At 55.0% G+C, this 26636-nt stretch carries 21 protein-coding genes; 8 read left to right on the plus strand and 13 right to left on the minus strand.

Going from position 1 to position 26636, the window contains the following annotated elements; translation table 11 throughout:
• Positions 1–65 precede the first annotated feature (65 nt).
• The 3 genes from SJQ66_RS16370 to SJQ66_RS16380 are packed head-to-tail and all read left to right on the plus strand — an operon-like array spanning position 66 to position 4397.
• Positions 66–1934: an amidohydrolase gene (locus SJQ66_RS16370; protein ID WP_320535040.1), complete on the plus strand. Its 1869-nt coding sequence runs from the start codon at positions 66–68 to the stop codon at positions 1932–1934.
• Positions 1935–1987: 53 nt separating this feature from the next.
• Positions 1988–2935: a VOC family protein gene (locus tag SJQ66_RS16375; protein WP_024904775.1), complete on the plus strand. Its 948-nt coding sequence runs from the start codon at positions 1988–1990 to the stop codon at positions 2933–2935.
• A complete protein-coding gene (locus tag SJQ66_RS16380; protein ID WP_052738326.1) occupies positions 2925–4397 on the plus strand; it encodes an alginate export family protein in 1473 nt (490 codons plus the stop codon). Before SJQ66_RS16375 ends, SJQ66_RS16380 begins: the two co-directional genes overlap by 11 nt.
• Positions 4398–4466: 69 nt before the next feature.
• Here the strand turns inward: SJQ66_RS16380 and SJQ66_RS16385 are convergent, their stop codons facing one another.
• From SJQ66_RS16385 to SJQ66_RS16415, 7 genes are all read right to left on the minus strand, one after another.
• Positions 4467–5417 carry a helix-turn-helix domain-containing protein gene (locus SJQ66_RS16385; RefSeq protein WP_320535041.1) on the minus strand — a complete coding sequence of 317 codons (951 nt, stop codon included), beginning with the start codon at positions 5415–5417 and terminating at the stop codon, positions 4467–4469.
• Between the two features lie 451 nt (positions 5418–5868).
• The gene (locus tag SJQ66_RS16390) at positions 5869–6489 is read right to left on the minus strand and encodes a plasmid pRiA4b ORF-3 family protein (protein WP_320535042.1); all 621 of its coding nucleotides are present in this window, start codon (positions 6487–6489) and stop codon (positions 5869–5871) included.
• 93 nt (positions 6490–6582) lie between these two features.
• Positions 6583–7584, minus strand: a complete 1002-nt coding sequence (locus SJQ66_RS16395) for a transketolase family protein (RefSeq protein ID WP_320535043.1) — start codon at positions 7582–7584, stop codon at positions 6583–6585.
• Complete coding sequence (locus SJQ66_RS16400) at positions 7581–8432, minus strand: transketolase (protein WP_024904771.1); 852 nt, start codon at positions 8430–8432, stop codon at positions 7581–7583. Before SJQ66_RS16400 ends, SJQ66_RS16395 begins: the two co-directional genes overlap by 4 nt.
• Before the next feature lie 26 nt (positions 8433–8458).
• Positions 8459–9787: an MFS transporter gene (locus SJQ66_RS16405; protein WP_024904770.1), complete on the minus strand. Its 1329-nt coding sequence runs from the start codon at positions 9785–9787 to the stop codon at positions 8459–8461.
• A gap of 140 nt (positions 9788–9927) precedes the next feature.
• Positions 9928–10677, minus strand: coding sequence for an SDR family NAD(P)-dependent oxidoreductase (locus SJQ66_RS16410; protein WP_320535044.1), 750 nt, complete (start codon positions 10675–10677; stop codon positions 9928–9930).
• 109 nt (positions 10678–10786) lie between these two features.
• Positions 10787–11689: a LysR substrate-binding domain-containing protein gene (locus SJQ66_RS16415; RefSeq protein ID WP_024904768.1), complete on the minus strand. Its 903-nt coding sequence runs from the start codon at positions 11687–11689 to the stop codon at positions 10787–10789.
• Positions 11690–12090: 401 nt separating this feature from the next.
• Between SJQ66_RS16415 and SJQ66_RS16420 the strand changes: the two genes are divergently transcribed.
• From SJQ66_RS16420 to SJQ66_RS16435, 4 genes are all read left to right on the plus strand, one after another.
• Positions 12091–13623 (plus strand): sugar ABC transporter ATP-binding protein, encoded by a 1533-nt coding sequence (locus SJQ66_RS16420; protein WP_024904767.1) that lies wholly within the window; start codon positions 12091–12093, stop codon positions 13621–13623.
• 45 nt (positions 13624–13668) lie between these two features.
• Positions 13669–14664, plus strand: a complete 996-nt coding sequence (locus SJQ66_RS16425; protein ID WP_024904766.1) for an ABC transporter permease — start codon at positions 13669–13671, stop codon at positions 14662–14664.
• Positions 14665–14694: 30 nt separating this feature from the next.
• Complete coding sequence (locus SJQ66_RS16430; protein ID WP_320535045.1) at positions 14695–15714, plus strand: substrate-binding domain-containing protein; 1020 nt, start codon at positions 14695–14697, stop codon at positions 15712–15714.
• 77 nt (positions 15715–15791) lie between these two features.
• The gene (locus SJQ66_RS16435; protein ID WP_253465475.1) at positions 15792–16688 is read left to right on the plus strand and encodes an amidohydrolase family protein; all 897 of its coding nucleotides are present in this window, start codon (positions 15792–15794) and stop codon (positions 16686–16688) included.
• A 368-nt stretch (positions 16689–17056) separates the two neighbouring features.
• On the opposite strand, the gene SJQ66_RS16440 is transcribed toward SJQ66_RS16435, so the two are convergent.
• The gene (locus SJQ66_RS16440; RefSeq protein WP_320535046.1) at positions 17057–19003 is read right to left on the minus strand and encodes an ATP-binding cassette domain-containing protein; all 1947 of its coding nucleotides are present in this window, start codon (positions 19001–19003) and stop codon (positions 17057–17059) included.
• A gap of 143 nt (positions 19004–19146) precedes the next feature.
• Positions 19147–20262 carry a glycosyltransferase gene (locus SJQ66_RS16445; RefSeq protein ID WP_320535047.1) on the minus strand — a complete coding sequence of 372 codons (1116 nt, stop codon included), beginning with the start codon at positions 20260–20262 and terminating at the stop codon, positions 19147–19149.
• A gap of 379 nt (positions 20263–20641) precedes the next feature.
• On the opposite strand from SJQ66_RS16445, the gene SJQ66_RS16450 reads away from it, so the two are divergent.
• Positions 20642–21916 (plus strand): glycosyltransferase family 4 protein, encoded by a 1275-nt coding sequence (locus SJQ66_RS16450; RefSeq protein ID WP_320535048.1) that lies wholly within the window; start codon positions 20642–20644, stop codon positions 21914–21916.
• On the opposite strand, the gene SJQ66_RS16455 is transcribed toward SJQ66_RS16450, so the two are convergent.
• From SJQ66_RS16455 to SJQ66_RS16470, 4 genes are read right to left on the minus strand one after another with little or no spacing between them, the layout of a single operon-like run.
• Positions 21875–22765 (minus strand): TlyA family RNA methyltransferase, encoded by an 891-nt coding sequence (locus tag SJQ66_RS16455; RefSeq protein WP_320535049.1) that lies wholly within the window; start codon positions 22763–22765, stop codon positions 21875–21877. The genes SJQ66_RS16450 and SJQ66_RS16455 overlap by 42 nt on opposite strands.
• Entirely contained in the window at positions 22746–24137 is a 1392-nt protein-coding gene (locus tag SJQ66_RS16460; RefSeq protein WP_320535050.1) for a tetratricopeptide repeat protein, read from the minus strand. The genes SJQ66_RS16455 and SJQ66_RS16460 overlap by 20 nt, the downstream gene beginning before the upstream one ends.
• Positions 24134–25159, minus strand: coding sequence for a phytanoyl-CoA dioxygenase family protein (locus SJQ66_RS16465; protein WP_320535051.1), 1026 nt, complete (start codon positions 25157–25159; stop codon positions 24134–24136). Before SJQ66_RS16465 ends, SJQ66_RS16460 begins: the two co-directional genes overlap by 4 nt.
• Positions 25156–26205: an NAD-dependent epimerase/dehydratase family protein gene (locus SJQ66_RS16470; RefSeq protein WP_320535052.1), complete on the minus strand. Its 1050-nt coding sequence runs from the start codon at positions 26203–26205 to the stop codon at positions 25156–25158. The genes SJQ66_RS16465 and SJQ66_RS16470 overlap by 4 nt, the downstream gene beginning before the upstream one ends.
• Positions 26206–26636 lie beyond the last annotated feature (431 nt).

Raw genomic sequence — 26636 nt, forward strand, 5'->3', positions numbered from 1 at the left:
GCGTCGCTGCCTTCCCCTGAATAGGCTCCGTGCATTTGCGCGGAGCACCTCTACCAAGGATTGCAATGATTACTCATACCAATGAGGCTGCGCCGGCCGACACCATTTATTTCAACGGAAAGATTGCGACGCAGGATGCGAAGCGGTCTTTCGCGGATGCGATGGCAATTGCCGGTAGTCAGATTGTCGCGGTTGGATCGCGACATAGCGTACAACGTCATGCCCACGCGGCAACCGTTTATATTGATCTGCGTGGTCGGACCGTGATTCCGGGGCTCAACGACTCGCATCTGCATATCATTCGGGGTGGCTTGAACTTCAATATGGAGTTGCGCTGGGATGGCGTGCCGTCATTGGCGGATGCGCTCGCGATGCTTCGGAAGCAGGTCGCACGCACGCCTGCGCCCCAATGGATACGGGTAGTAGGCGGCTGGAACGAATTCCAGTTCGCTGAACGACGTGGGCCTACGCTCGAAGAAATCAACGCGATTGCACCCGATACCCCTGTATTCATTCTGCATTTATACGATAGCGCGCTGCTAAATGCGGCGGCGCTCAGAGCAGTGGGCTATACGAAAGAGACGGCCGATCCGCCCGGAGGCGAGATACAGCGTGATAAGCGTGGTAATCCCACCGGCATGTTGATCGCGCGACCAAATGCCGGAATCTTATATTCGACATTGGCGAAGGGGCCGAAGCTCGATCTTGAGGATCAGCGCAACTCCACGCGACATTTCATGCACGAGCTTAATCGGCTCGGCGTAACAAGTGCGATCGATGCGGGCGGCGGCTATCAGGCCTATCCGGACGACTATGCTGTCATCATGGAGTTGGCCAAACGCAACGAGTTGACAGTTCGCATTGCCTATAACCTATTCACTCAAAACGCGAAGCGAGAGATTGAAGATTTCTCGAAGTGGGTGAAAACCACAAAGCCGGGCGAGGGTGACGATTTCCTTCGCCTTAACGGTGCGGGCGAGATGCTGGTGTTTTCTGCGGCGGACTTCGAAGACTTTCTAGAGCCGCGCCCGGATTTGCCGGACACGCTGGAGCAGGAGTTGGAGGCTGTGGTGCGGCTGCTCGTTGCCAATCGCTGGCCATTCCGTTTGCACGCCACCTATAACGAATCGATAGAACGCTTCCTCAATGTGTTCGAGCGTGTGAACGCAGATATTCCCTTTGCTGGACTACGCTGGTTTTTTGACCATTGCGAGACCATCACGCAAAACAATATCGATCGTGTCAAAGCGCTGGGCGGTGGCATCGCGGTACAGCATCGCATGGCATTCCAGGGAGAGTATTTTATCGATCGCTATGGCGTCGAAGCGGCGCGCAAGACACCGCCTATCCGACACATGCTGGAAGCCGGTCTGGCAGTGGGCGCCGGGACTGATGCGACGCGTGTGGCGAGTTTCAATCCCTTTGTATCGCTTTACTGGATGGTATCTGGAAAAACGGTAGGCGGTACGCAGATGTACTCCGCGGAAAACCGTCTCGACCGAATGGAAGCGTTGAGGCGTTACACCGTCGGGAGCGCATGGTTCTCGAACGAGGACGATAAAAAAGGTGCTTTGACACCCGGACAGTTCGCGGACTTCGCGGTCCTGAGTAAAGATTATTTCAGTATAGACGAGACGGAAATCAAATATCTCGAGTCTGTAATGACGGTGGTTGCGGGCAAGATCGTCTATGCGGCCGACGACTTCGCATCAATGGCGCCGCCTGCGATTCCAGTCAGTCCGACGTGGTCGCCCGTAGCCGAGTTCGGTGGGTACAGCCGCTATAAGCCGTCAGCCGTGGCGTGCGTGGATGGTTGCGTCAACTTGTGCGGCATTCACGCCCACGGACACGGCTTCGCCTGGCGCAAAACCGTTCCAGTCAGTGACTCGAACGGATTCTGGGGCGCACTTGGATGCAGTTGCTTTGCGTTTTAACGGAATGCCTTTATATCGATTTACGGCGTTTTCCCTGTTTTCGAGAAAATGAGATGATGAATTCACGATATTTTTTGCGCTCTTCGGTGTTGACGTGCACTTTACTGGCGATTGGTCTTCCGCCGTTTTCGGCGGCGTTCGCGCAGTCGGCAACGGGTAACGTTGGCGCGCCTAATGCACATGCAGCGTATGCTGATGACGTTTCGGTCGGGCCGCAATACGATACGACCCATGTATATGTTACCCCTGCCGATCTCGATAAGTTCGTCAACAGCTTCATCGCCACGTTCGGCGGAAAAGCGTCCCCGCGCGCTGTATTCACCGTGACACCAACGCCCAGCAAAACAGCATCGCAGTATGTGCAGACGCCGGTGGGGATGCTGTCCGTTTTTGGCTTTGAGACGCCAATTCCCTATCCGTTTGGCAATGAGCGTACCGGCTATCTGGTCAGCGACATCGATCAGGCATTAAAATCTGCACGCGCGGCTGGGGCCGACATCGTCGTTGATTCGTTCGATGATCCTATTGGAAAGGATGCGGTGATTCAATGGCCGGGTGGCCTGACGATGCAGCTTTACTGGCATACGAAAGCGCCGAATTATGCGCCCTTGCAGAACGTTCCAGACAACCGTGTATATGTTTCGCGTTATGAAGCGGAGAACTTTCTGCAACGCTGGTTGCGTTTCTCGCACGGTAAAGTCATATCCGACAATGCCCATGTGGACGCAGGCGTGATCGGACGTCCTGGAGAAACCGTTCGCGAGATCAAAGTCAGCTCAGGATTTGGCAATATGGTCGTGTTTGTGACTGACGGCAAACTCCCGTTTCCATTTGGTCGCGAAACATCCGGTTACCGCGTTGCCAATGTAAAACAGACTATCGAGAAAGCACAAGCCGCTGGCGTCAAAGTGTTATATCCGCCATATAGCAACGGCCCGAGTACGACGGCAATGCTTGAATTTCCTGGGGGATATATTGCTGAAGTGCACGATGGCGAATGATCGCGTCGTGCCTTCCTGCCGTAGGCGTTGCCGCGACGCGTCCTGGACGCTACGCGCCTTGGTCCTCGGCGCCGGACTGGGCGCGTCATCGGTCTCGTCGTTCGCCGATAACAGCGCTAAGGTTTCAGTCAGCGAGGCAACAAGCACTTGCTCTCGCCCAGCGATCGCATTCAATCGATGGCAGGAGAACTGGTCGGTGTTGCAAAATGGATGTGTCCCCAAAAAGCCATTCGACTCCTTAAAGTATATTCCGCTCTTTGGTAATCGAGATGCCTATATTTCACTGGGAACGGTGTTGCGGGAACGCTTGGAAGTCAACGATGCGCCGTTGTATGGGCTGGGTTCGGGGCATAGCGATACTTACTTAATACAACGAGTGGAGGTGCATGCCGATGTGCATTTGGGCGAACGAATCCAGCTATTTACGCAAATAGAAAGCGCACTGCCTTACGGCAAGGATCGCGTCTCGGTCGTCGACAGAAATCCGTTGGATCTGCGGCAGGCATTTGTCACATTCACGCAAAACACAAGGTTTGGTGTCGTCAAAGCGCGCGTTGGTCGACAAGAGATGGCATTTGACCTGCAACGGTTTGTCGCAGTGCGCGATGGTCCCAACGTGCGGCAGGCGTTCGATGGTGTCTGGGCAGATTTCGAGACGGGACGCTGGCGTTGGATAGCGTATGCGACACAGCCGGTCCAATATCGCGACGCATCAGATTTTGATGACGTATCGAATCGTGATCTGACGTTCAGCGGTGTGCGTGTGGAACGCCAATCTGTCGGGCCCGGCGATGTATCGGCTTATTATTCCCGTTATAACCGGCGCCGCGCGAATTTTATCGATGGCAGCGGCGACGAGCATCGTGATGTGTTCGATGTGCGATATACGGGGAAAACTGGCAATATCGATTGGGACGCCGAGGCAATGTATCAAAGCGGGCACGTCGGCAGCAACACCATCGGTGCATGGGCGGTAGGCTCGCTTGCCGGGTATACCTTTAACAACGTAACGTGGGCGCCTCGCCTGGGCCTGCAAATCGATGCGGCTTCGGGCGATCGGCATCCGCACGATGGAAGGATCGGAACTTTTAATCCGCTGTTCCCGAATGGCTATTACTTTGCGCTTGCAGGTTATACCGGGTATTCGAATCTCATCCATATCAAGCCTTCGCTGACGTTGAAGCCTTCTAGTAAATGGACCTTGCTTCTTGCCACTGGTTTGCAATGGCGCGAAACCACGTCCGATGCTGTCTATCAACAAGGTTCTGCGTCGGTGCCTGGTACGGCCGGATTCGGTTCTTTATGGACCGGCTTTTACACGCAGTTTCGCGCAGACTATGCCGTCAACGCGAACATTACTGCCGCCCTAGAGGCCGTGCATTTTCAAATTGGAAAGTCATTGCGCGAAGTCGGTGCGAAAAATGCTGACTATATAGGTGCCGAGTTGAAATTTGCCTGGTAGATCCAGACTGATCGTTGTCAAGCCGCTGACAAGAGGTAGGGATCAACGCGCTCGGTGAGCGCAGCTTCATCACTTTGTACTCGTGACGTAGCGTCGCCAAGCGCCCGGGGCCATCCTCGTCGCTTTCGAGAAAACGCGTGTGAAATGCGTTTGATCGGAAAAGCCGCATTGATCGGCAATTTCTACCAACGACGTCGTAGTGTTCTTGAGGAGGTGACGAGCACGCTCGACACGTTGCTGCAATTGCCATTGATAAGGCGTTTGTCCAGTAGAACCATGGAACGCACGTATGAAATAGCTTTCAGACAGGCGACATTCCGCTGCGATATTGGCAATCGATACACTTGCATTCGATGGTGCCATCAGCATCTCTTTTGCAAAGGATGCTTGCCAAGCAGATAGTGTTGCCCGCTTTCGGGTGTGCATTGGCACCACGCTACGGCCAAGGCCGGCGTACTGTGAAATGAGATGAAGACCGATTGAAATGCTGAGTTGTTCGAGGAATAGCGACTGCGCAGCGTTGGGATAGGAAATTGCCGGCAGCATGGCACGCGCAAGATGGCTCAATGTGTCGTCGCGTTCCGCGATCTTGGTACTTAGACCGACGCTACCGAGCCTTGGAATATCAGTACCCAGTCGTTCGAGCCAAAAAGGATTCGCTTCGAAAAGAAGGAAATCAAATGCTCCCGATAATTCGGCATGGTACTTATCTGAAAAATCGCGGATATAAATCGCATTTTCAGTGAAAGCATAAGCTTTGCGACTTGGTCCACGCAATAACCGCCGTTGGTGACCGGGGAGTAACGATACACCAACCAGGAACCCACGATCATCTGCGTCCGTCTCGACGTTCGATATGACGTTCCTTGGCGCCTGCTTTCGGTGTACGCGCAGCGCGCCAATATCGAGTTGCGTACTTACGTCGAGCCGGTCGAGTTTGCAGCCAAGGCCATCGGTGACAGCAGCCGTATTGATGACAGGGTGCGGTGTCGGGTGGAAGGAGCGCATATCGCCTGGCATGAATTCCCCCTATGACGTGCTCGACAACTGGCGAGCGGATTGCGCGATTGTAACTTAATTATTCTTACCGATGATCGGTGTGGGTTTGAGTCTGTGCGGTCGGAAAATCGGTGCGCAGGTCCGCAATTCTGACATGGTCGATTTTCTTGGAATGCTTTTATTTAAGATGATTTTTATTTAACAATAATTCATACGATCTTAGTGGTCGTATGCATTAGGAACGAAGAGGGTATGAATCAATCGGGTAATCGTTATTCAAAGCGAAAGATGACAAAGGACTTGGCTATTTTTGACGCGTGGCAGGACGCCGTGAAAATGCTCGACTGTCAAGATAGTGCTGAGTGTGACACTTCTGCTACCGTTGCTGGCGCGGCCTGGCCAACGCGGGCGGAGAAGGGGGGATATGACGGACTACTGGAAGTGTAAGCATCATTACAGACGGTCTTGACGATTAGAGCACAACTTCGCAGAGCCGCTGATTGACCAGGACAAGGTCGAATGCCTTGGGATCGAAGCTGCCACCATACCAGTCCTTTAAATGCTGGTGTTCTTCATGCGAGGAATCGCTGATCGCGTCTACGAAGTCAGCATACCCAGGAGCCCCGCCCACGTCTTCCGGCGGACACGCGTTTTCGCCATCGATATAGAGTGGGTGTCGTAGCTTCGGGTCTGGGGTCAATGCCTTCTCAACCTTGATGCGGTGCTGCCAGTTGTCACCATAGTCATAGACGTACGTAAATGTGCGAAGCCCTCCCAGGGCTTTGGCTAAGGTCACGCGTGCCTCATTTGATATCGGTGGGTCATCCGCGAATCCCGCGTCCTCAGGTATGCCATAGTGGGTGTCGCCAAAGATGAATTCATGTATATGCCCTCCGTCCCAGCCCATGGCGAGCAACAACACGAGATGTAGTTTTCCCAGCCGGATCGTGCCGGGCATCACGATTCTGCGCCAAATTGCCGGTTTGATATCGCGCAACTCTACGCGTAGCACATTGGGTAGATTCAACCGGTCGTCGCAACACCTTAAGCCACGAAGCGTTTCATAGGCTGTCCACGGAAATAGATACGACATTTTACATCGCCAGCAGCGATGCACCTTCTGGTGCGCCGTCGCTGCGGCAAAATGTCGAGCGTGAATTTCAGGAGCCCGCCACACCGCTTAAGCTTACGCCAGCCATCGCTTAATATTGGCCGCCATGACATTTGTCGAAATACCATATCGATCGTGGAGTGTGGGCAGTGCACCTGCGTCGAGAAACGCGTCTGGCAGGGCGACCTGTTTGAACGTACACGAAACGCCGGCGCTCAAGAGCGTGGTTGCGACAGACTCCCCCAAACCGCCGATAATCGTATGGTTCTCGGCAACGACGACCATACGCCCCGTTCGCTTTGCCTCGCGGATGATGGTCTCCGTGTCGAGCGGCTTGATGGTTGGAACGTGCAGCACTGCGACGTCTACTTTGTCCGACTCTAGTGCCTTTGCGGTTTCCAGCGCCCGCATTGTCATAATGCCGGACGAGATGATCAGCACGTCGCTCCCGTCACGCAGCATTTTTGCTTTGCCGAGTTCGAACTGGTAATTGTATTCATCAAGAACAGCGGGTACGCTACCGCGCAGGAGACGCGCATACACAGGGCCTTTATGCGCTGAAATGGCCGGTACCAGCTGTTCAATTTCAAGCGCATCGCATGGGTCAATCACTGTCATGTTTGGCATTGCCCGCATGAGCGCCAGGTCTTCGGCGGCCTGGTGGCTCGGCCCATACCCGGTCGTCAGGCCGGGCAGCGCGCAGACAATTTTGACATCGAGGTTGTCCTCGGCAATGGTCTGATGAATAAAGTCATATGCGCGGCGCGTTGCGAACACCGCGTAAGTCGTGACGAAAGGCTGCGCACCTTCGTGGGCGAAGCCGGCGGCAGCGCCCATCAGAAGTTGTTCCGCCATGCCCATCTGGTAATACCGGTCCGGGAACGCTTTCGCGAAGATATGGAGGTCGGTGTACTTTCCCAGGTCAGCCGTCATGCCGATGACGTTTGGCTTCGAAGAAGCGAGCGCGACCAGCGCGTGACCGAACGGAGCAGACCGAGTGACCTGGTCGTCGCCGGCGATGGATGCAATCATCGCCGACGTCTTCAAACGAGGTTTTTTATCGATAACCGAGTTCATGCCTTGCTCCCTGCAAAAGTGTTGTCGAGTGCATCCAGCGCCAGCTTCCATTCATGAGCATCCACGCGGATGAAGTGGTTCTTCTCCCGTTGCTCGAGGAAAGGCACGCCGCAGCCCATCTTCGTGTCGCACACGATGATCCGCGGTTTCGCCTCTTTCAGGTTTCGCGCGTTGTCGAAGGCCGCCTTCACGGCATTGATATCGTTTCCGTTCACGCGTTGCACGTACCAGCCAAACGCTTCCAGCTTCGGAACTAGCGGCTCGAAAGCCATGATGTGCGTCGAGGGACCATCCGCCTGTTGATTGTTGACGTCGACCATCGCTATCAAGTTATCCAGCTTCCAATGCGCCGCCGAGAGAAGACCTTCCCAGATGGCGCCTTCGTCCAGCTCGCCGTCGGAGAAGAGCGTGTACACAAGGGATTTCGAACCTTTGTTCTTGAGTCCGAGACACCGGCCCACTGCAATCGTAAGTCCTTGACCGAGTGACCCGCCGGACATTTCCATGCCGGGTGTGTAGCTCGCCATGCCGGACATCGGCAGCCGGCTGTCATCGCTACCATACGTCTCCAGCTCTTCCTCGGGAAGGATGCCGGCTTCGAACAGTGCGGCGTAGAGCGCGATGGCGTAGTGACCGTTCGACAACAGGAAGCGGTCCCGGTGCTCCCAGTCTGGCTCCGCTGCGCGGTAACGCATTGCGCCGAAATAGGAAACAGCCAGAACATCGGCGATGTCGAGAGCCTGGCCGATATAGCCCTGGCCCTGTACTTCGCCCATCAGCAGGGCGTTGCGGCGGATGCGGTATGCGCGCTCTGCAAGCGATACATCCTCGATGACGGTTGTACTCATTTACTCGTCTCCTTGAAACAGCTTGTTCAGCGATTGACGGTCTTCGCGGGCACGAAGAACACCAGGATCGCGCCCAGCACGACGGCTGTGGAAATGAAGATGAGGCCTGCGGTCGCCTTGCCGGTGAAGTCATTGAGCCATCCGACAATGGCAGGCGAAAAAAAGCCGGCCAGATTGGCGAAACAGTTGACCGCTGCAATTCCAGCGGCGGCGGACACCCCGCTGAGAACCGCGGTGGGAAGCGCCCAAAACAACGACGATGAGGCGAGAATGCCCGCAGCAGCGACGCTCATGCAAATAATCGATGGGCCCACGCTTCCCAGCATCGGTAGTACGGCGAACGCGGCAGCTGAAACCAGCATCGGAATCGCCAGATGCAAACGTCGTTCGCGACGCCTATCGGCACTATTTCCGAGTAGTGGCAATGTAATGATGGCGCACATGTACGGAATCGCGGTCAGGACACCAACCCACAGCGGGTCGGCGACACCTGTGCGACGAATGATTGTCGGTAGCCAGAAGGTCAGACCGTATTGACCAAGAACGACACAGAAGTAGATGCCAGCCATTAGCCAGAGACGACGGTCGCGGACGAACGCGCGGATGGACACGTGCTCGGTAGCCGCCTGGCGATCGCTTTCCACATTGCGTTTGAGGAGCGCCTTTTCGTCCTCGGACAACCATTTCGCGCTGGCGATTCCGTTGTCGAGATACAGAAAAATCGCAACCCCAAGAAGCAGCGAAGGCAATGCTTCCAGCATGAACAGCCATTTCCATCCCGCGAGGCCTTGCACGCCCTGGAATGTATGCATGATCCAGCCGGAGAGGGGGCCCCCGAGGATGCCGGCCATTGGTATCGCCATGAAAAACATCGAAAGCGCTTTTGCGCGCCGTGCGGCGGGAAACCAGTAGGTCAGATACAAAATGACGCCCGGAGCAAATCCGGCTTCGGCGACGCCCAGCAGAAAGCGCAGGGCATAAAACGTGGTTGGCGTTTTCACAAACACAAAGCTTGCGGAAATCACCGCCCAGGTCAGCATGATGCGCGCGAGCCAGTTGCGTGCACCGACTTTGTGGAGAATAAGGTTGCTAGGAATCTCGAAAAGGAAGTAGCCCAAGAAGAAGATGCCCGCGCCGATGCCGTAGATGGTTTCAGAGAAGCGGAGGTCATTGAGCATCTGCAACTTTGCAAAGCCAACGTTTACCCGGTCGAGGTATGCGCCGAGATAGCAAAGCATGAGAAACGGAATCAGATGACGCGCAACCTTTGCATAGGTCCTTACTTCGAAGTTCGAGGCATTGCTGGAAGCGGATAAGTCTGCTCCGATTCCCGGGCTGGCCAGTCTGGATTTCATCGGTGGTCTCCTGTCCTCTCGGCCCGTCGCCGCGACGGGACCGGTGCCATGCTTTAGTGCCGCTTGAGCGGCTTGACGCCTTGGTCAATACACGTGCGTCGTACGCGCCTCCTGCTGTCAAGGAGCGAATGAAGGCAACGTCAGTGAATGAGCATGCCGCCGTTGACGTCGAGCGTGACGCCGGTCAGATAGGTAGAAAGGTCGCTTGCTAGAAAGAGGCAGGCATTGGCGACGTCGTTTGCCTCTCCGAGACGCCCAAGCGGAATGCCCTTGATGATGTCCGCGCGCATCTCAGGGGTCAGCTTGTCGCCCGTGATATCCGTCTGAATAAGGCCCGGCGTAATGGCATTGACGCGGATATGGTCGCTACCGAATTCCCGGGCCATCGCCTTGGCAAGCCCGAGGACACCGGCCTTCGCCGCGCTGTAGTGAGGGCCGCCGAAAATGCCGCCGCCGCGTTGCGCGGAGACGGAAGACATGCAGACGATGCTGCCACGCTGCCGCTGCTTCATGTGCGGGATGACGGCTTGCGACATGTACAGCGTTCCTAGCAGGCTCACGCCGACAACGGCATCGAAGTTGTTCTTGGAGATATCGAGTGTCTTGATGGGCTGCGTAATGCCCGCGTTGTTTATCAATGCGTCGATGCGACCATATTGTGAGACAACCGCATCTGCTGCGGCAACGCAGGCTTTCTTATCGGTGACGTCGCACGCCAGACCGAGATGGCCATCCCCGAGGTCGCGCGCGGCGCTTTCCGCGTCCGCCATGTTCAGGTCCAGAATCGCGATGCGCGCGCCTTGCGCAGCCATCGCTTTTGCCGTCGCTTTACCGATGCCGCGTGCCGATGCGGCGCCCGTGATGATAACGACTTGATTCTCGAGCAACATGTGGGTGTCTCCGTTGATGAGCTAGGGGTAGGCGAAGTTTGTCCGCCAGCGAACCTCGCATCAACACAGTTCCCTTCAACCATAGCTGAGAAATTTTCAGCCTCCAGGGTTATCCCTGTGCATCTGCCTTGCAGCGTTCGAATTCCGTTTCAATCCAGGTCAAAAATTTTGCGACTCGCGGCAACTCGGCATTTTGACTGGGGTAAACGAGATGATGTGCACCTACCTCTACGGAATGGCTATCGTCGAAGACCTGCACGAGAGCGCCGTCCTTTATTTTTTGGGAAGCCATCATGACGCTTTCCAGAGCAATGCCGAGCCCGAGTGACGCCGTTTCAATCGACATGTAGGAACGGTCGAACGAAAAGTCGAACGTTTTGTTTGCGCCAGCAACGCCGGCTCGGCCAAACCATTGCCGCCACTGAACGAGCGGCGTCTCGGAATAGACGAGGCGCTCGGCCAGCAGGTCATCTGGCGTCTTCACCGGATGCCGCTCAAGGTAGGCCGGTGATGCGAGTGGGGCGATGAATTCGCCCCGGACCGTACGCACTTCGAGGTTGCTCCATTCTCCATAGCCATGACGAATGTCTATGTCGTAATATCCGTTCGAAAACGATATGTTCTCGTATGAACAGGCGACGTTCAGTTGTACGTCGCCATTTGCTTCCTGAAACGAGGATAGCCGCGGCAATAGCCACATCAAGCCAAAACTCGGGCTCGAATGCACACGCAGGATGTCGACTTCCTTCGTGCTCGAGGCACGCTCGGTCGCCCGGCTGAGGTCTGCTAGCGACCCCGTTACGTCCGCGAGATAGCGCTCCCCGGTGGGTGTCAGGACAAGACCACGTCCTGTTCGTTGAAACAGGGATTGCCCGATCATTGACTCCAGATTGCTAAGCTGATGACTGACGGCCGACGCCGTAAGGTCAAGCTCTTCTGCTGCTCGATTCACGCTCTTCGTACGTGCAATGCTCTCGAACGCGATGATGGCCTTCAACGGCGGAATTCGCATGATAAAATTTTTTTCAGTCACGATTGAACAAAACTGCATTGCCTTCTGACGGTAGTCGCTGCCATCCTCGACATCAAACGATACGGACACGAAAACACGTGAAATGTTACCCCGTGTCAGGCCGCCAGTGGCCTAAAGTCGTGCCTCATATAAATATGGCGCGGTGCAGCAGCCGCACAGGAGACATAGATGAATACCCTGAATTCTTTTTCAGGCAAGTACGTTGCCCGTGGTGACATGATCACCATCGCCCACGGCTAAGCAAAGCCCCGGCACGGAGTCCGGCTTGCTGCATTCCCAGCTACTCAGTCAAGCCTTCAGAATCTGTCACGCATTGCAGGCCGCTCTCGCGACTTGCGATCGGAGACGCTCGCTCGCGGTTTTCGCGACGGAGACGTGCAATGGTCGAACAACCCACGTTGTTGCTCGCAAAATCAATCATCAAAAGCTTTGGGCCTACCAGTGTCCTTAAGGGCTTCGACTTGTCTGTTCGTCCGGGAGAGGTTCACGCGTTCCTTGGTGGAAACGGCGCGGGGAAGTCGACTTTCATCAAAATCATTTCCGGCCAGCATCAACGGGACGGGGGCACGCTTCAGTTTTCGGGGCGCGACATTGGCGACGCCTCAACCTCTCCAGCGAGTACCGGGGAGATTGCCGTCGTCAATCAGGAGCTGGCATTGCTTCCACATCTGTCGGTCGCGGAAAATATCGCCATGCCCCGAATGCATCGGGCGTTCGGAACATACAGTGAGCGAACCTCACGCGCGCTTGCGACTGAAGCCCTTTCGCTAATTGACCCGCAGTTCGCAAGGGAATCGGTTCATCGCTTGGTGGGCGAGCTATCGCTTCACGAGCGGCAACTGGTGGAAATAGCCCGTGCGCTGCGCTCCGGTGCGAAGCTGCTATTGCTCGACGAGCCGACAGCAAATCTGACCGCTGCCGAGACCGGGCGTCTCTTTGCCGTCATTCGAAGGCTGATAGTCGAAACGAATCTTGCCGTTCTCTTTGTTTCTCATCGCATGCGGGAGATACGTCAGATTGCCGATGTCTGCACCATCATTCGTGATGGCAAGACCGCCGTCGACCGTGCGCCGCTCGACACGATCACGGACCGTGAAATCATCGACCACATGGGGCAATCGGTCGAGCCGGACCCGCAAATCGAGGTCAACCTGGAAGCTGCATCGGAATTGCGAGACGGATACGACGAAAGCTATGACGGCCATAGCACCGCTGAAGCCCCCGTCATCGTTTGCCAGGATGATATCGAATTCGAAATACGTCCGGGAGCCATCATCGGACTGGCAGGCGCGCCAACCGGCCCTCTGGAATTGATCGAGGCACTAACGGGAATCGCGCCTAAACCTCGCTGGCGTATCGAGCGAGCGGGTGTATCGGTCAATCATCGCGGACCATCTGATGCGGCCCGCGCTGGCGTAGGCTACATATCCGGCGACCGAGCAAACAAAGGCATGCTTGCAACGTTGCCCATCATCGACAACCTGATGGTGGCGCAGCGCGTCGTCCAACGAAAAAAAATCGTTCGTCACGAGGAGCTTCAAGAAGGGCAGAACCTTCTCGATGCACTCAAGATACGCGCCGGCTCCCTATGGCACGCTCCCGCCACCTTGAGCGGCGGTACGCAGCAAAAAGTGCTGGTTGCGCGCTGGCTGAATCTGAAGCCGCAACTGCTGGTGCTGGAAGAACCTACGCGCGGCGTTGACATTCGGACAAAGCGCGAAATCTACGCGCTCATTCGCAAACTCGCCAAGCAGGGTACGGCAGTTGTCTGGTGGTCAACGGAATACGTGGAACTGGTCGAGTTGTGTGACACGGTGCTCGCGTTTGACCTTTCAGGTAGGCCGACCGGGATGCTCCGCCATCCTGGCCTTAATGAAACAAGCCTTGCTAGCGCTACAGGAATGGCAGCCTGAAACGTAAAAGGTTTCGACGACAGAATATAAGACAGGAGACACAGCATGAAAGCAGTAACGCAAGCAATGCGCAGCAGCGCGAAAGAGCCAGGCGGAGGCATCCGGCACATATTGTCGACGTATCGGACCGAGATTGCCATCGCGATTGCCATTGTCGTCATCGAATTTGCTGTTGGTATGGTCGTTCCGGCCGCGTTGTCGATGGGAAATCTAGCGAACGTTACCCAAGCCGCGGCGCCGCTCGTCATCATGGCGTTCGGTGTACTTCTCGTGATCATCACGGGTGGTATCGATCTATCGGTAGGCTCTGTTTTCTCCCTTACAGGCATGGTCACCGGTCTGGCGATGTCGCATGGTCATGGCGCCATCGTCAGCAGCATCGCCGGCTTGGCCGTGGGTTTCATCATCGGTTTGATGAATGGTGCGCTTGTGACTTTCGTAGGTCTCGCGCCATTCGTCGTCACGCTTAGTACGTATGCCATCGCCGGAAGTCTGTCGTTCATCGTAACCGACGGTCACTCGCTTCCTATCAATGACCCGAATTACTGGCTGCTCAATTCTGGTGCGATGATTCCCGGGGTCATCAATTACGTGCTGTGGTGCGCGCTGCTGCTGGTTGTTATCGAGTTCTGTCTGCGCAAGGTTGTAGCGGGGAGGTGGCTGTATGCCGTAGGTAGCAGCAGCGCTTCCGCTCGCGTCATTGGTATCCCTGTGAATCGCGTTCGTTTGTGCGCTTATGTAATTTCCGGATTGCTTGCCTCATTTTCAGGCATTGTAAGCGTCTCGTATATCAGTAATGCGGAAGCGACAGCGGGATCCAGCTTGATGCTTCAGGCAATCGCTGCGGTGGTTATTGGCGGCGCAAGCCTCTTCGGAGGCACCGGGTCCGCTATTGGTGCGCTGCTCGGCGCGTTGATGATAACGATCATCCAGAACGGTGCGAATCTTATTGGCGTGAACAGTTTCTGGCAAGGCACGGTGACAGGTATCGTGATACTCATCGCGGTATTGGTCGATCGCATCACCAAAGCACGGCGATAAGCCGGCGGCATAATACCAAGCAAGGAGACCATGATGAACGTTTTTCGACTCACCCCATTTCGCCAACTTGAAAAGCCTTTGACCGCGATGGTTGTCTGTAGCGCGCTGGCTTGCCTCGCGATGGCATCACAGTCGGCGCTGGCACAGGCCAAGCAAACGGTTGCCTATATCGCGCCATCGTTGGATATTTCGTACTGGCAGTGGGTTGCGTACGGCGTCAAGGAACGCGCGAAGGAACTGGGCATGAACTACGTGGAATTTACCTCCGAGAACTCTCCCGCGAAGCAGATGGACAACGTGAAGACGGCGCTGACACGAGGCGTATCCGCCATCGTGATGGGTCCCGTCAGTTCAACCAGCACGCCTCCCGTATTGAGGCTGCTGAAAGAGAAGTCCGTCCCTATCGCGTTTGCGGGCATCGGTCCCCAAGCGGGACAGACAGACTACACATCAGCAGTCACTGCCAATAATTTTGACACCGGCAAGGCACAAGGCGCCTATGTCTGCAAACTGGCGAAGGAGCGCGGTGGCAACAAGATAGCGATGCTCTCGCTGCCGCAAGACCGCGAGAACGCGCAAAAATATATGAAGGGCGCAAAGGAGTCGTTTGCCGCGGACGGCTGCGATCTGGTTCAGGTTCTTGAAACCCATGGCTTGACTGTCAACGAGGCTGTTTCGCAGGCGAACGACATCCTGACCGCCCATCCCGACGTCAAGGCCATTTACGGAATGTACGATGAAGCGGCGACCGGCGCCGCCAAAGCGCTACAGACGCGGGGGCTCACAGGCAAGGTTGCTGTTGTAACTGCAGATGGCAGTCCGACCACCATCAAGCTATTGCGTGATGGCGCCATCCAGGGCATTTTCCTGCAGGAAGCAGTGGGCCAAGGTATCGACGCCACCACGCAGGTGAACAACGTCTTGAACAAGAATCCAACGACTCAGGAACTGGCGCTCAAAGAGCCGCTTGTTACGAAGGAAACAATCGACCAGCCTGCCGCGCAGGCTACCGTGAAGCGGGTCTATCCGCCGTCGGCCGGTAGCTACTGAGCGCACGTGCTTGCGCGACGCCGCTGGTGGAAAAGCGGGCAGCCGCCTTACTTGATTCGAACGTATTCGGAGGCATTGTGGACAATTTCCCCATCATTGACCCGCATCATCATCTTTACGACCTGAAGAACGGCAATTATCCGTGGCTTCAGGGGCCCATGCTTGAGCGCGTTTTCGGTGATTATTCGGCGATTCGTGAAGACTATCTGATTGAAAACTTTTTGGCAGACATCAGGAATCAGAATGTCGTCAAGACGGTGCACCTTCAGGTCGAATATGATCATAACGACCCGGTAGCGGAAACGCGGTGGCTCCAGGGCGTGGCGGACAAGCACGGTTATCCGCACGGAATCGTCGCCTTCGCAGACCTGTCATCACCGAAAGTCCAGGAGGTAATCGAGTCACATCTCGAATATCCGAACGTGCGCGGAATTCGCCAGTGCCTTAACTTCCATCGTGACCCGGTCAAGACGTTCATTGATAATCCGCACCTCATGAGTGAACCGCAATGGCGGGCTGGCTATTCACTCTTGCAACGCTACAACCTGTCATTCGATTTGCAGCTGTACTGCACGCAAATGGAAGAGGCGATGGCATTGGCCTACGCTTACCCGGATATTCCGGTCGTTCTCAACCATACTGGCATGCCCGTGGACCGTAAGCCTGCCGAAATCGAAAACTGGAAAAAAGGAATGAAGCTGCTGGCTTCAGCGCCAAACGTGTCGTGCAAGATTTCCGGACTCGGGATGGCCGATTGGAAGTGGACAGTCGACAGCATTCGGCCATTCGTTCTCGATGCCATCGATGCATTTGGCGTCGAGCGATGCATGTTTGCGAGTAATTTTCCGGTAGACAAGCTTTTCAGCAGCTATGATGCCGTCTTTGATGCCTTCAAGAAGATCACGAAGGACTTTGCTGAGTCCGAGCGTCGCGCGCTGTTCCACGACAATGCGGAGCGCATATATAGACTTTGAAGGGCAGGATTGCGAGGCGTGATGTAGCGTGTATCCAGCGTTTGCCTAGACCGCCGCGCTTACTACCTTGTTCTCGTCCGCTCGATCGAGCATCGTCGAAGCGCAACGTCACGTTTTGCTTGAGTGGGGCAACGCCAGCGTGGTCATTGCCATGATCGCGTGGAGCATCGCGAGTGCGTCAACACTTCGCAAAGGCTTTTATACTCATGGTCTACGCACGAAGGCTGACAGAGCGTGGTCAGGCTTGGCCGTCGTGGGGGCGACGTCCGCGAGACGGTCGTTGGGCGCCGATTAACGCCCAACGTGAATGCGGAGCATCGATGCAATACGCCTGATCCGATGCGAAGGACCCGACAGCGAAATGCTGATTAGGGTGTCCACGTCGCGTAATCGCGCTTCCCTTCTTTCCACAACGATTGATAGTCTTGGCTACTCTCTAACAGCGCGATATGTGTGCCGTCCGCGACGATGCGTCCGTCCACGACAACCAGGATGCGGGGCATCGCTGACGCTCGTTCAATGCGATGCGAAACGAACAACACCGTCGTATCGCTTCGAACGGTGGTCCTATTCATCTCGATGTCACTTGGTAAATCATTTGATCCTGGGGCGCCAACTTTTGCCGCTAACCATTGCGCACACACGGCGGATTCCGTAACGGGATCGAGATTTGCCGTAGCCTCATCTAGGACCATTACCGCTGCGTCGCGTGCAAAGGCTCTAGCCAGTAAAAGACGCTGAACTTCCCCACCTGACAATGTGGTGCCATTGGGCCCGATCAGGGTGTCGTCGCCTCCGGGCAAAGCTGAGACAAATGAACGCGCCTGCGCGCGCGCCAGTGCAGAGTGATAGACAGCGTTCGGGGCATAAGAAATGTCCTTATCCTTGCCGGTATCGGCAGCTAAGAACGAAGGTTGTGCCCCGCATAGGGATTGTGTTGCATTAGACGTTTGTCGCAGCGTGGGTACGGCGTATAAGACGTTTTCAATAATGGACCGATTGAATAAGCACGCCTGCTGTGGGACAGCCGCGAGATAGTTACGCCAGCATGGCGGTGAGACGGTCCGCAAATCGCGGCCAGCCACTAAAATACGTCCTTCGGTCGGTTCTATGACGCCGAGGACCAGCCTTAGCAAAGTACTTTTTCCTGCACCAGAAGGCCCGACGATGGCAATACGATCGCCAAGTCGAATTGTTAGATCAATGCGGTTCAGAATACGCCGATCTCCTAAGTCATAACAGACCGCTTCGAATACGATGTCCAGTGCTTTGCCGTTCGGCCAGTCCTCGCTTAAAAGGGGGAACGCGGACTTCCCAGGGTTCAGGGCAGATGCAATAGGCATCTGAGCGGCATGGATAGATCTTTCTGGTGCATCGTACGTCGCGGCGACTGTCGACACCGTTGGTGCACCCGCCGCGACTTGTGAGCACTCAGTGGCAGTCGCAGTGTGCGTGTCTGCGTCAATTGGGCCTGAAGGCAGTAAATGTGTGACGCCGTCCACGATCTTGCCCCAATAGCCGAAGTAATCGATCAATCGTTGGCTGAGGTTATGGGTGTAATTGACGACGTGAAGCACGATTCCGACGGACATTGTGAAAAGGGCGAGATCAATGTCGCCCTTGATGAAAAGCCAACTAGCGACGCAGGAAATACTGACGCAGAAGATGGCCATGAAAGCAAATTGCCCCCATCGCAAACGCTCAAAGAATCGATTCGACCGATTGATCGCTTTGCGTTCTATTAACTGGTAACGCGAGAGGTGACGGCGCTCGGTGTGAAGGCCGTTGTTTAAGATCACGCTCATCTGATTCGTCAGACTATCTGTGATCTGAGCATTCGTCTGCGCCTCGCACGCCGCGGCATCGACAATCAGCGATTCCGCCTTTCGGGCAATACGATACGAGACAATGCCATAAACGCAGACCCAAGCAATCATAAAGCAGCCCAAGTACGGCGAGGCCAGGCATAAAGTAAACGCGGCAAGCGTTAGCGCGATCGCCGTGGGCCAGAAATCGAAAAAGACGCTGCCAAGCAGTTGGTTGATCGCGACAGCGGTTTCCGTTACACGCTGAGAGATCAGTCCAGGGTGATAGCATGTATGAAAGTCCTGCTTGCGTGAAAGGGCCGTCATATGCAGGCGCATAGCGATAGAATGACGCTGAGGTGCCAGCGAGTGGATGAACAAGGCACCGGACCCGCGTGAGCAGGTCATGTCGACGGTAAGCGTGGAAATGAAGAACAGCAGTGGCCAGCCGATGGTGAATAGGGTTTTTGGATGGGTTGATATCGCATCATTGTTGACGATTTCCGTCATCCGTTGCACAAGCATGCCCAATGCGAGCGGTGCAAGCATGCCTGCAGTCGCCTGTATCGCCTCGAATCCGCCAATCGCTGCATATCTGATGCCGAAGGGGCGAAGCGAGGAATGAATGAAGCACCTCATCCTGGAATGCATGATTAGGTATCCAAAGTAGATGTATCACGTAGTACATCGAGATGCCATCGCATCGATCGATGATCCGCGATCACCGCGAGCGCATCCAATGTGTCAATATGCGTCATGTTGGTAGCTTGCAGAAACACCTGATGCAATGCAGAAATGTGGGTCGCGAGGCTATATCGCGAGAGATAGGTCGAACGCGTCGCAGCTCGGTGCAGGTAATGCAAGTGATGGATGTCGCCGCAGGTCGACGTCGCATGCGACGCCATGCGGTTCTTGCCAGCCGACGCGACGGCATCCTGGGAAAAATCGCTATTGTTCAAGATGTTCTGATTCGACAGCGTGGCGATCTGCGCACTTAAGGCATTCATGTCGCCGCGTGGGTATAGAAAGCCATTTTGGCCGTGAACGATGGTGTCGCCGATTCCGGCAATGTCAGGCATAAGCGGTACCACCCCAGCCGACATTGCTTCAAGCATCGCGAGCGGTGTGCCTTCTGTATCAGAAACCAAAATGAGTGCGTCGATTTGCGCATAGACGCCAGCCATATCCATTCTGTGACGCGGGCCGGTCCAGGTCAGCGATATCGCTGTTTTTCGCAGCGCTGTATAAAGCGCGTCGTGTTCTTCGCCGTCGCCGCAGACGAGCAAGGACACGGGTAGCTTTGCGCGTACGATATTCTCCGCTAGCAGTAAGAGTCGGGATACCTTCTTCTGACGCTCGCATAATCGTCCGACATAGCCGATCGTAAAAAGAGGGGAGCATTTGATGCGTTGGTCGCTCGGTGCGGCGAAGTCAGGCACGCCGTATGGCACATGTATTGCCCTTATGCCATAGCCCGCCAAGCGATGTTGGCTTTGCGTGCAAACGGCGATCACCGCAGACAATATTCGTGCGTATTTACGCTGCAGATGGAGATAATACGACTCGTCGGTGTGGCAAACGCCGATGACGCGTAATCGAGGGTGAGACGATAATAAATAAGCACCTAGCTTAAATCCATACTCATATTGGTTCGGGACAAGAATATCGATGCGCTGGCCGATCAGGCGGGCATGGACTGGAAGCCAGTCAATGCCGTCTACATCGCACTGCAAAGACCAGTGATCCTCGCTGCCGTGGGGAAAGGGCAATACGATAACCTCATCGAAAGCGCGGAATGCCTCGTTTAAAGGTGTTACGTCTTTTTCATATGCGCCATTGCTTGCGGTTGCTACGTTGCATGGGCTGTGTGCCTTTTCTTCAGCAGTGAGGCAGTTGCCAACGCTTTCACTCGTATCGGGCGCCGGGCTAATGTCTGGTTCGAATTGCGCATGCTGGCTTTCCAACAGAACGGCGACGACGTCGAAGCTTCTAGAGCGATATAGTGCGAGGTCTTGACACCATGATGCGACTCCACCGATTTCGGCGGGACTTTGTAATACCAATCCAACGCGCATGCGCCGTGGTCGTATATGAGGGGAGCTTGACTGTTCGGCACCAGCGGCACATGCGACAACGGGAGGGGAAGCAATGAAGCGTTTAGTTTTCATACCAAGCCTGGGATATGGCGGATGCGAAGAATTTGCTGCACAACTATTAGCGTTGCTGGATGCGGCGAGTGAGCCCGCTATGTCGTGTATGCCAGCGATGCCAGAAACAGCGGAATTTCGCCAGCGCATTGCCCGGATTGGAAAGTATCCGTCGGAGCCGTTTGATTGGCACTGCGGCTGTTCCGCCGCGCCGAATTGGCCAAGCAATGCCGACCAATATAGCGAGGCGATGTCGCTATTGGGGCGCCTTTCCCCTAAGCAAGCCATCGTCGTCTTACCGGATCCGACTGCAGCGTTCGGATTTTTGGCGGCGTGCATTGATCGCGGCATTCCTAGCGTCGTAATTTTCCAATTGTGCGACGCGCCTTTTCGCGCGCCAGCTGCATTACGGCGTCGTGCCGCGGCGTTAAAGCTGGTTAGTGTCTCGGCGGCCGCTCGTAAATGGATTGCCAGCGCGTTCGGTGTAGCGTCGGAATGCGTCAAGATTCTGCCAAACGTTTCCAGACGCGGTGCGGTATATGGCACTCGCCAATTGCCCCGCGCTGGAGTGCCCCTCCTTGATGTAGATGCCGGGTCGGGAGCGGTTGTACCACCACCGAAAGATCCTCCGATGCCTGTTGCTGAAAAGCAGGCCGACGCCAGATCCGCGAGCCATTGCGTGCTCACCGTCGCGCGTATCACTCGGCAAAACGGTTGGGCCTTATATCCCAGAATCGTGATGTGGGTCAAAGAACGCACACCTGACGTCCAGTTTGTCTGGGTTGGCGATGGGGAGGACAAGAATGCATGGCGGGCAGCATTGGTCCGTAGTGGACTGGCCGCGTGTGTAACGTTAGCTGGCCAGCAATCCCACGTTGGGGATTGGTACCGTTGCGCCGATCTATTGCTACTGCCTTCGATTTGGGAAGGGACACCACTAAGTCTATCTGAAGCGATGCAATGCGGATGCCCGATCGTAACTACCCGAGTGGGAGGCATCCCGGAGATGCTCGACGACACGCAAGCTTGGTTAGTGTCGACAGACTGTACGGGCGACTTGCGCTCGGATAGCGTCAGGGGGAGCGTTGAGCGACTTGGAGCGGCAATTGTGGACGCTTTGAACGATCCAGCGGAGAGGGCACTGCGCGCAAATGCTGCACGCGCGCGATGGAGCACGGCCCACGAAAACGGCCTGGCTTCGTTCGCGTCTTTACTTGACATCCCAATCTCCACGCTATGCGTTGCGGACGAACTGCTCAACAGGCAAGACAGGTAACGCAATAGCGTCTGCGATGGCTGCATCGGTTAGCACGGAAGCAGACATTTTTGGCGATGGTGCTGCGTCCCGCGTCGGTTGGCTACACGCATACGCGAGAAACTCCATCGCACCTCGACCGCCTAGAATCGGCGATGCGCAGCTATTCTCAATCACGAAGCCTTCTTCCGAAAGACTCTCGAATAGCTTGCATAACACAGGACGCATCGCCTCTGTATTCGACTTATCGTGTTCATTGAGTCCTTCATATAGCGGTTTTATAAGAAAGACGATACGGTAAGCATCTGTTGAAAATAAACTGCGGATTTGCGGTAAAGCGGAAGACATGCTGAGATACGACAAATCAGCGCAGGCAAAGTCGATGGCCGGTTGAAAACTCGCGCTTGTCACCGAACCAATATTGGTTCGTTCCATTGATCGTACGCGTTGATCCAATGCAAGGCTGCCGCGTAGCTGTCCATATCCCACATCAACGGCATAAACAAAGGCGGCGCCTGCTTGCAAGAGACAGTCGGTAAACCCACCGGTGGATGCGCCAGCGTCCAAGCATTGCAAGCCGGAGACGTCAAGCTCGAATTTCTGTAGCGCGCGCTCGAGTTTATAGCCGCCTTTACTCGCATATTTCAGGCGCATACCGCGTAAGGAGATAGCGGCATTGACCTTGACACGATAGCCTGTTTGCGTAATGGTTTTCCCGTCCACCACGACACGTCCCGCCATTATCCACCCACGAGCTGTCTGTAATGAGTCGAAGTAGCCTTCATCAAAGAGCTTTTCATCAAGACGTTTATTTTCCATTAAATTTGTATAACTAAGTAAAAAATATAAATCAAATAAACAGGCCGTCAATAGACAGTGAATCGAGTAAGTACTCGCATAAATTTTCCAAGTAGACTGTATGGATCGCTTGGGCAGTATCGAAATGGAATGTATCTTGGTTTATCCATGCGTTTTTAGGCACTGTTTTTTTTACCCATACGAAACGTGCATTAGGGTAGAGGCGCGATCTGAATGCCGCGGATCGCCACATTGGCGCAGGATTATCGACCAGTAAAATCGTCATGCTCTTTCCCATCGCGCCGGCAAGATGCGCGACCGCAGTGTCTACCGTGATGACGTGACGGACCGAAGCAATCTGCCGGGCGGTGTCTAAGAAATCCTGCAATTTCGGTCGGTAGACGGGTAAGCATGCGCTGTCCAAATCGCCTATTTCCGACAGCATGACATCTTTCTGTAACGCAACCAAGTCGATGTGTTTCGCGAGCGGGAGGACATCTGTTAAGGCTAGGCTTCGTTCTTCGGCATACCCGCTGGCACGCCAGTACAGGCCGACGCGAGGACGCGCATCGGTGCGGTGGCCCTCGTCATGTTTTGAGATAACGGACCGACAGACCTGCTCCCGAATCGGAATCTTCCGACTACTATCGTCAAATCGGATGTTAATATAAGGAGCGCTTGGGATGTCGCTATGCGGTGTCCCGCTATACCCAGGCAGCGCTAGCAATGAAATATAGCAGTCGTAAATCCTGGGTAAAGGTTCTGTGAATCGGACGCATGGCAGCGATGGAAAGGTAGCGCTGAACAGTGGATAAAGCAGTTCTGGACAGTCTAGGGTGATGTCCTGTTGTAAATCCAATTCACGCAAGAATCGGAGATTTAATAGACTATCCCCATAGCCGTCTGCACAATGAACAAGTAAGGCGCGGCCGCGTAGCGGCGTACCATCCCAACGCGGGGTTAAGTAGCCCCTGGGGTAATACTGTAACGCGGACGAGGTATTCCAAAAATGGTGATCGGTGAGGCGGGCCGCATCGCGGTGACGACCTATTGCGCGCAGCAGGTATTCGAGATTCGTATATTCATACCGTGCGCTTGGGTGGCGACGAGCCCTGGTATGCCAAGCGTACGCCGTTGCGGATTGATCTTTTAATAAACAGGCGTCGGCATAAGCGAGACAGGCGGCGTCATTTGTGTCTCTGACATTGACTGCTTTGAAAAAAGCCTCCCGGGCTGCTTCGGATCGGCCTTCCAGGGCTAGGGAATAGCCCAAATAAGTCCAAAGCGTAGCGTTGTGTGGTGCGAGGTCCAGTTTCGCTCTTGCGTAGTCATGGAGCGCCTTGAATCTGCTGGTTGCTAAATGCGCGGCACACAGGGCGGTGTCTATTGCGGTTGATGGCAAGTCTCGCTGCGTCGTTGGCTCGCATTTGGCGTGGTTTTTCATAAAAACCGCTCGTCACATTCGCGCAGTCGGTAAATGCGATCATGGTTGATACGCCATCTCCGCTGCATGGTCTCCGTAGTGGGTGTGTCATTCCATAATGACCCTTTCTCGAACGGAAAGTCCCAATACGGTGTCACCGCGCGATCGTAAGAGACGCCCGCCATATCGTCCGCAAGCTTTAGTGCCGGACATCTATTGCGGATGAGTGCAGCATAAGCTAAGTAGCCGAGACGCGCGTACGCCCATTCCACCGACCATGGGCTGTCCGACAATACGGCAGCCAACGAACGAAATTCAAAGTATAGGGTGCGGCGCGCATAGGGTGAGGCGTTGCTTGGCGAGCGATGAACCACCTTGACATTGTGAATTACGATATCGCCGGCATGGGCAAGGATTGGATGAAACGAGTCGACACGCTCACGACACAGCTTGTCCAATGACGGCTTGTCGAGTGGCCCTAGACGGTGTGTTCCTGGTATGCATTCGAAAGGGGAGGAAAATGAATCATCCAAATAGATTCCAGCGCTAAATACGCGATGCTGATTACTTTGGTATTTCAGATCTTGATGCGCCGGGACTGGAATGCCGCAATACGGTACTTTTATGATCATGTCCTCCCACGTCAAAAGAAAGGGCGACTGCAATACATGAGCCGCGAAGTTTAGTAGCGTAGGGTGCCCTAGTAGTCGTCTGAATTCTGGACCTTTATCGAGCATGTATTCGATCCGGCATAATGTGTTTCCGTCGACATATTCGTTGTCGACAACAGCGCAGTATTTGACATCCTCACGCAGAAATTTGCTAGCTTCGTTTGAGTTTGCGCTATTCTCTGGTAGCGAACCATGTTGTCCTGCCGGTGGGTGATCGCTTAGTATCCTTGAGCGTGTGATTACCGCGTCAGTTGCATGCCGTAATGCATCCAGTTCGACCGTACTTATAACACCCGGCAGGTGCACGAACCCATCGCGATCAAGAGTGGCAACCGCATCGGTGAATGGTTGGTGGTGTGGGATCGCGTTCATGCCTTTGCGTCCACTGCGTGAGGCTTTGCCGGTGGAATCAGGCTCGGGTCTGCTTTATCGACATGTCGAAAGCCCTTGACAGGATGTCCGTATGAAGTGTTTGGATCGGATGCGTTTGTTAGCGTTCGGCGCCATTCCGCGATCATTCGGCTAAGTCCTTTTTCGAGTGAGTGCTCTGCTCTCCAGCGTAATAGTGACGCCGCATAGCGCGGGTCGCCGACAAAATGCGCAACGTCAAACGTGCGTGGCGGTGCCGACAGCAATGTCGAGTCCGACGCAGTCAACGAAATCGTTAGAGTCGCGAGTTCGCCGAGTGTGGTTGGTCGACCCGTCACAAAATGGATAGGAGTCGGTGCGTATTCCTGGGAATCCATATGATCGGCCAAGCGTGTGATTCCCTCGGCTACATCGTCGATATAGGTAAAGTCGAAGGTATGATTCGCCCCTTCTATGTGAAGCGGTGCGTTGACGAGGGCTTGTGCGACGAACGCCGGAACCACGCGGGTTGCATGATCCTGCACCGCGCCATATACGTTTGAGAAACGCATGATTGCTGCATGGAGCCCCTTTTGACATGCGGCCTGAACCAACCCCTCGGCAATCCATTTTGATTTAGCATAGGTGTTCATCGGTTTAGCATCTGCATTTTCTGAAACGGGCATGGCTGATTGCTGCCCGTATATTTCTCGACTGCTCGCATACAGAAACCATGGTCGCCGAGGCGCTGCCGTGACACTTTCCAGCAGGCGTCGGGTGCCTTCGACGTTGACCTCGGCGCAATGCAAAGGATCGCGTTCGGCGTCGATCACGCGCGATACAGCTGCGAGGTGAATGATTCCAGCTATGTCCCTGAGATAATCCGCCGCTGGATCCAAGTCTAGGATGTCTGTCGTTACCGTGGCGAGCCCTTTGCGCACGTCGACGCCGATGACGCTGCGCCCTTGCCGGATAAGGCGTGCTATTACCGCGGTGCCAATCAGACCAGCACTCCCGGTGATGAGGATAGGACGTCTCGCGACAGCCGTTACGGTGCGGTGGGGGCACATGATGATATTCCTAGTAGGCGGAGGGGGAAGCCGTGCACTGCTTTTCCAGTGGTACGCGCACGGGTGAAAAGGACGTCAAGCAAGTCCGCGACGACAGGTAGATCCGTGTCAATATTCGACGCAAGAACAACACGATCTAGATAAAGAACGTCAGGATTTAACGCGCGAACTCGCGCGACGGCTAGAAGACGTGTGCGATACAAGACGAGGCAACAGATATCATCGCCTCCCAAATTGTCGAATAACACGGCGAGCAGAAACCGGTGGTGGCTGTGCTTTACTGAATCGACAATGACGTATTTCGGAGCGATAGGCCCATTCAATGTCGCATCGGCGGAGACCGAGATCGGCGCTGTGACGGAACGTGGGGGATGTATGTCGGTGGACGGTGCGAAGCGTAGCGACGTAGTGCGTCCGTTCCGGCGACGTGA

Origin of the sequence: Robbsia andropogonis (assembly GCF_034047095.1) — a bacterium.
Taxonomy (GTDB): Bacteria; Pseudomonadota; Gammaproteobacteria; order Burkholderiales; family Burkholderiaceae; genus Robbsia; species Robbsia andropogonis.

Bases quoted from the DNA above. Each gene is read 5' to 3' on its own strand.
- SJQ66_RS16370 (WP_320535040.1), top strand. From the start codon at position 66: ATGATTACTCATACCAATGAGGCTGCGCCGGCCGACACCATTTATTTC.
- SJQ66_RS16375 (WP_024904775.1), top strand. From the start codon at position 1,988: ATGATGAATTCACGATATTTTTTGCGCTCTTCGGTGTTGACGTGCACT.
- SJQ66_RS16380 (WP_052738326.1), top strand. From the start codon at position 2,925: ATGGCGAATGATCGCGTCGTGCCTTCCTGCCGTAGGCGTTGCCGCGAC.
- SJQ66_RS16385 (WP_320535041.1), bottom strand. From the start codon at position 5,417: ATGCCAGGCGATATGCGCTCCTTCCACCCGACACCGCACCCTGTCATC.
- SJQ66_RS16390 (WP_320535042.1), bottom strand. From the start codon at position 6,489: ATGTCGTATCTATTTCCGTGGACAGCCTATGAAACGCTTCGTGGCTTA.
- SJQ66_RS16395 (WP_320535043.1), bottom strand. From the start codon at position 7,584: ATGAACTCGGTTATCGATAAAAAACCTCGTTTGAAGACGTCGGCGATG.
- SJQ66_RS16400 (WP_024904771.1), bottom strand. From the start codon at position 8,432: ATGAGTACAACCGTCATCGAGGATGTATCGCTTGCAGAGCGCGCATAC.
- SJQ66_RS16405 (WP_024904770.1), bottom strand. From the start codon at position 9,787: ATGAAATCCAGACTGGCCAGCCCGGGAATCGGAGCAGACTTATCCGCT.
- SJQ66_RS16410 (WP_320535044.1), bottom strand. From the start codon at position 10,677: ATGTTGCTCGAGAATCAAGTCGTTATCATCACGGGCGCCGCATCGGCA.
- SJQ66_RS16415 (WP_024904768.1), bottom strand. From the start codon at position 11,689: ATGCGAATTCCGCCGTTGAAGGCCATCATCGCGTTCGAGAGCATTGCA.
- SJQ66_RS16420 (WP_024904767.1), top strand. From the start codon at position 12,091: ATGGTCGAACAACCCACGTTGTTGCTCGCAAAATCAATCATCAAAAGC.
- SJQ66_RS16425 (WP_024904766.1), top strand. From the start codon at position 13,669: ATGAAAGCAGTAACGCAAGCAATGCGCAGCAGCGCGAAAGAGCCAGGC.
- SJQ66_RS16430 (WP_320535045.1), top strand. From the start codon at position 14,695: ATGATGAACGTTTTTCGACTCACCCCATTTCGCCAACTTGAAAAGCCT.
- SJQ66_RS16440 (WP_320535046.1), bottom strand. From the start codon at position 19,003: ATGACGGAAATCGTCAACAATGATGCGATATCAACCCATCCAAAAACC.
- SJQ66_RS16450 (WP_320535048.1), top strand. From the start codon at position 20,642: ATGAAGCGTTTAGTTTTCATACCAAGCCTGGGATATGGCGGATGCGAA.
- SJQ66_RS16460 (WP_320535050.1), bottom strand. From the start codon at position 24,137: ATGAAAAACCACGCCAAATGCGAGCCAACGACGCAGCGAGACTTGCCA.
- SJQ66_RS16465 (WP_320535051.1), bottom strand. From the start codon at position 25,159: ATGAACGCGATCCCACACCACCAACCATTCACCGATGCGGTTGCCACT.
- SJQ66_RS16470 (WP_320535052.1), bottom strand. From the start codon at position 26,205: ATGTGCCCCCACCGCACCGTAACGGCTGTCGCGAGACGTCCTATCCTC.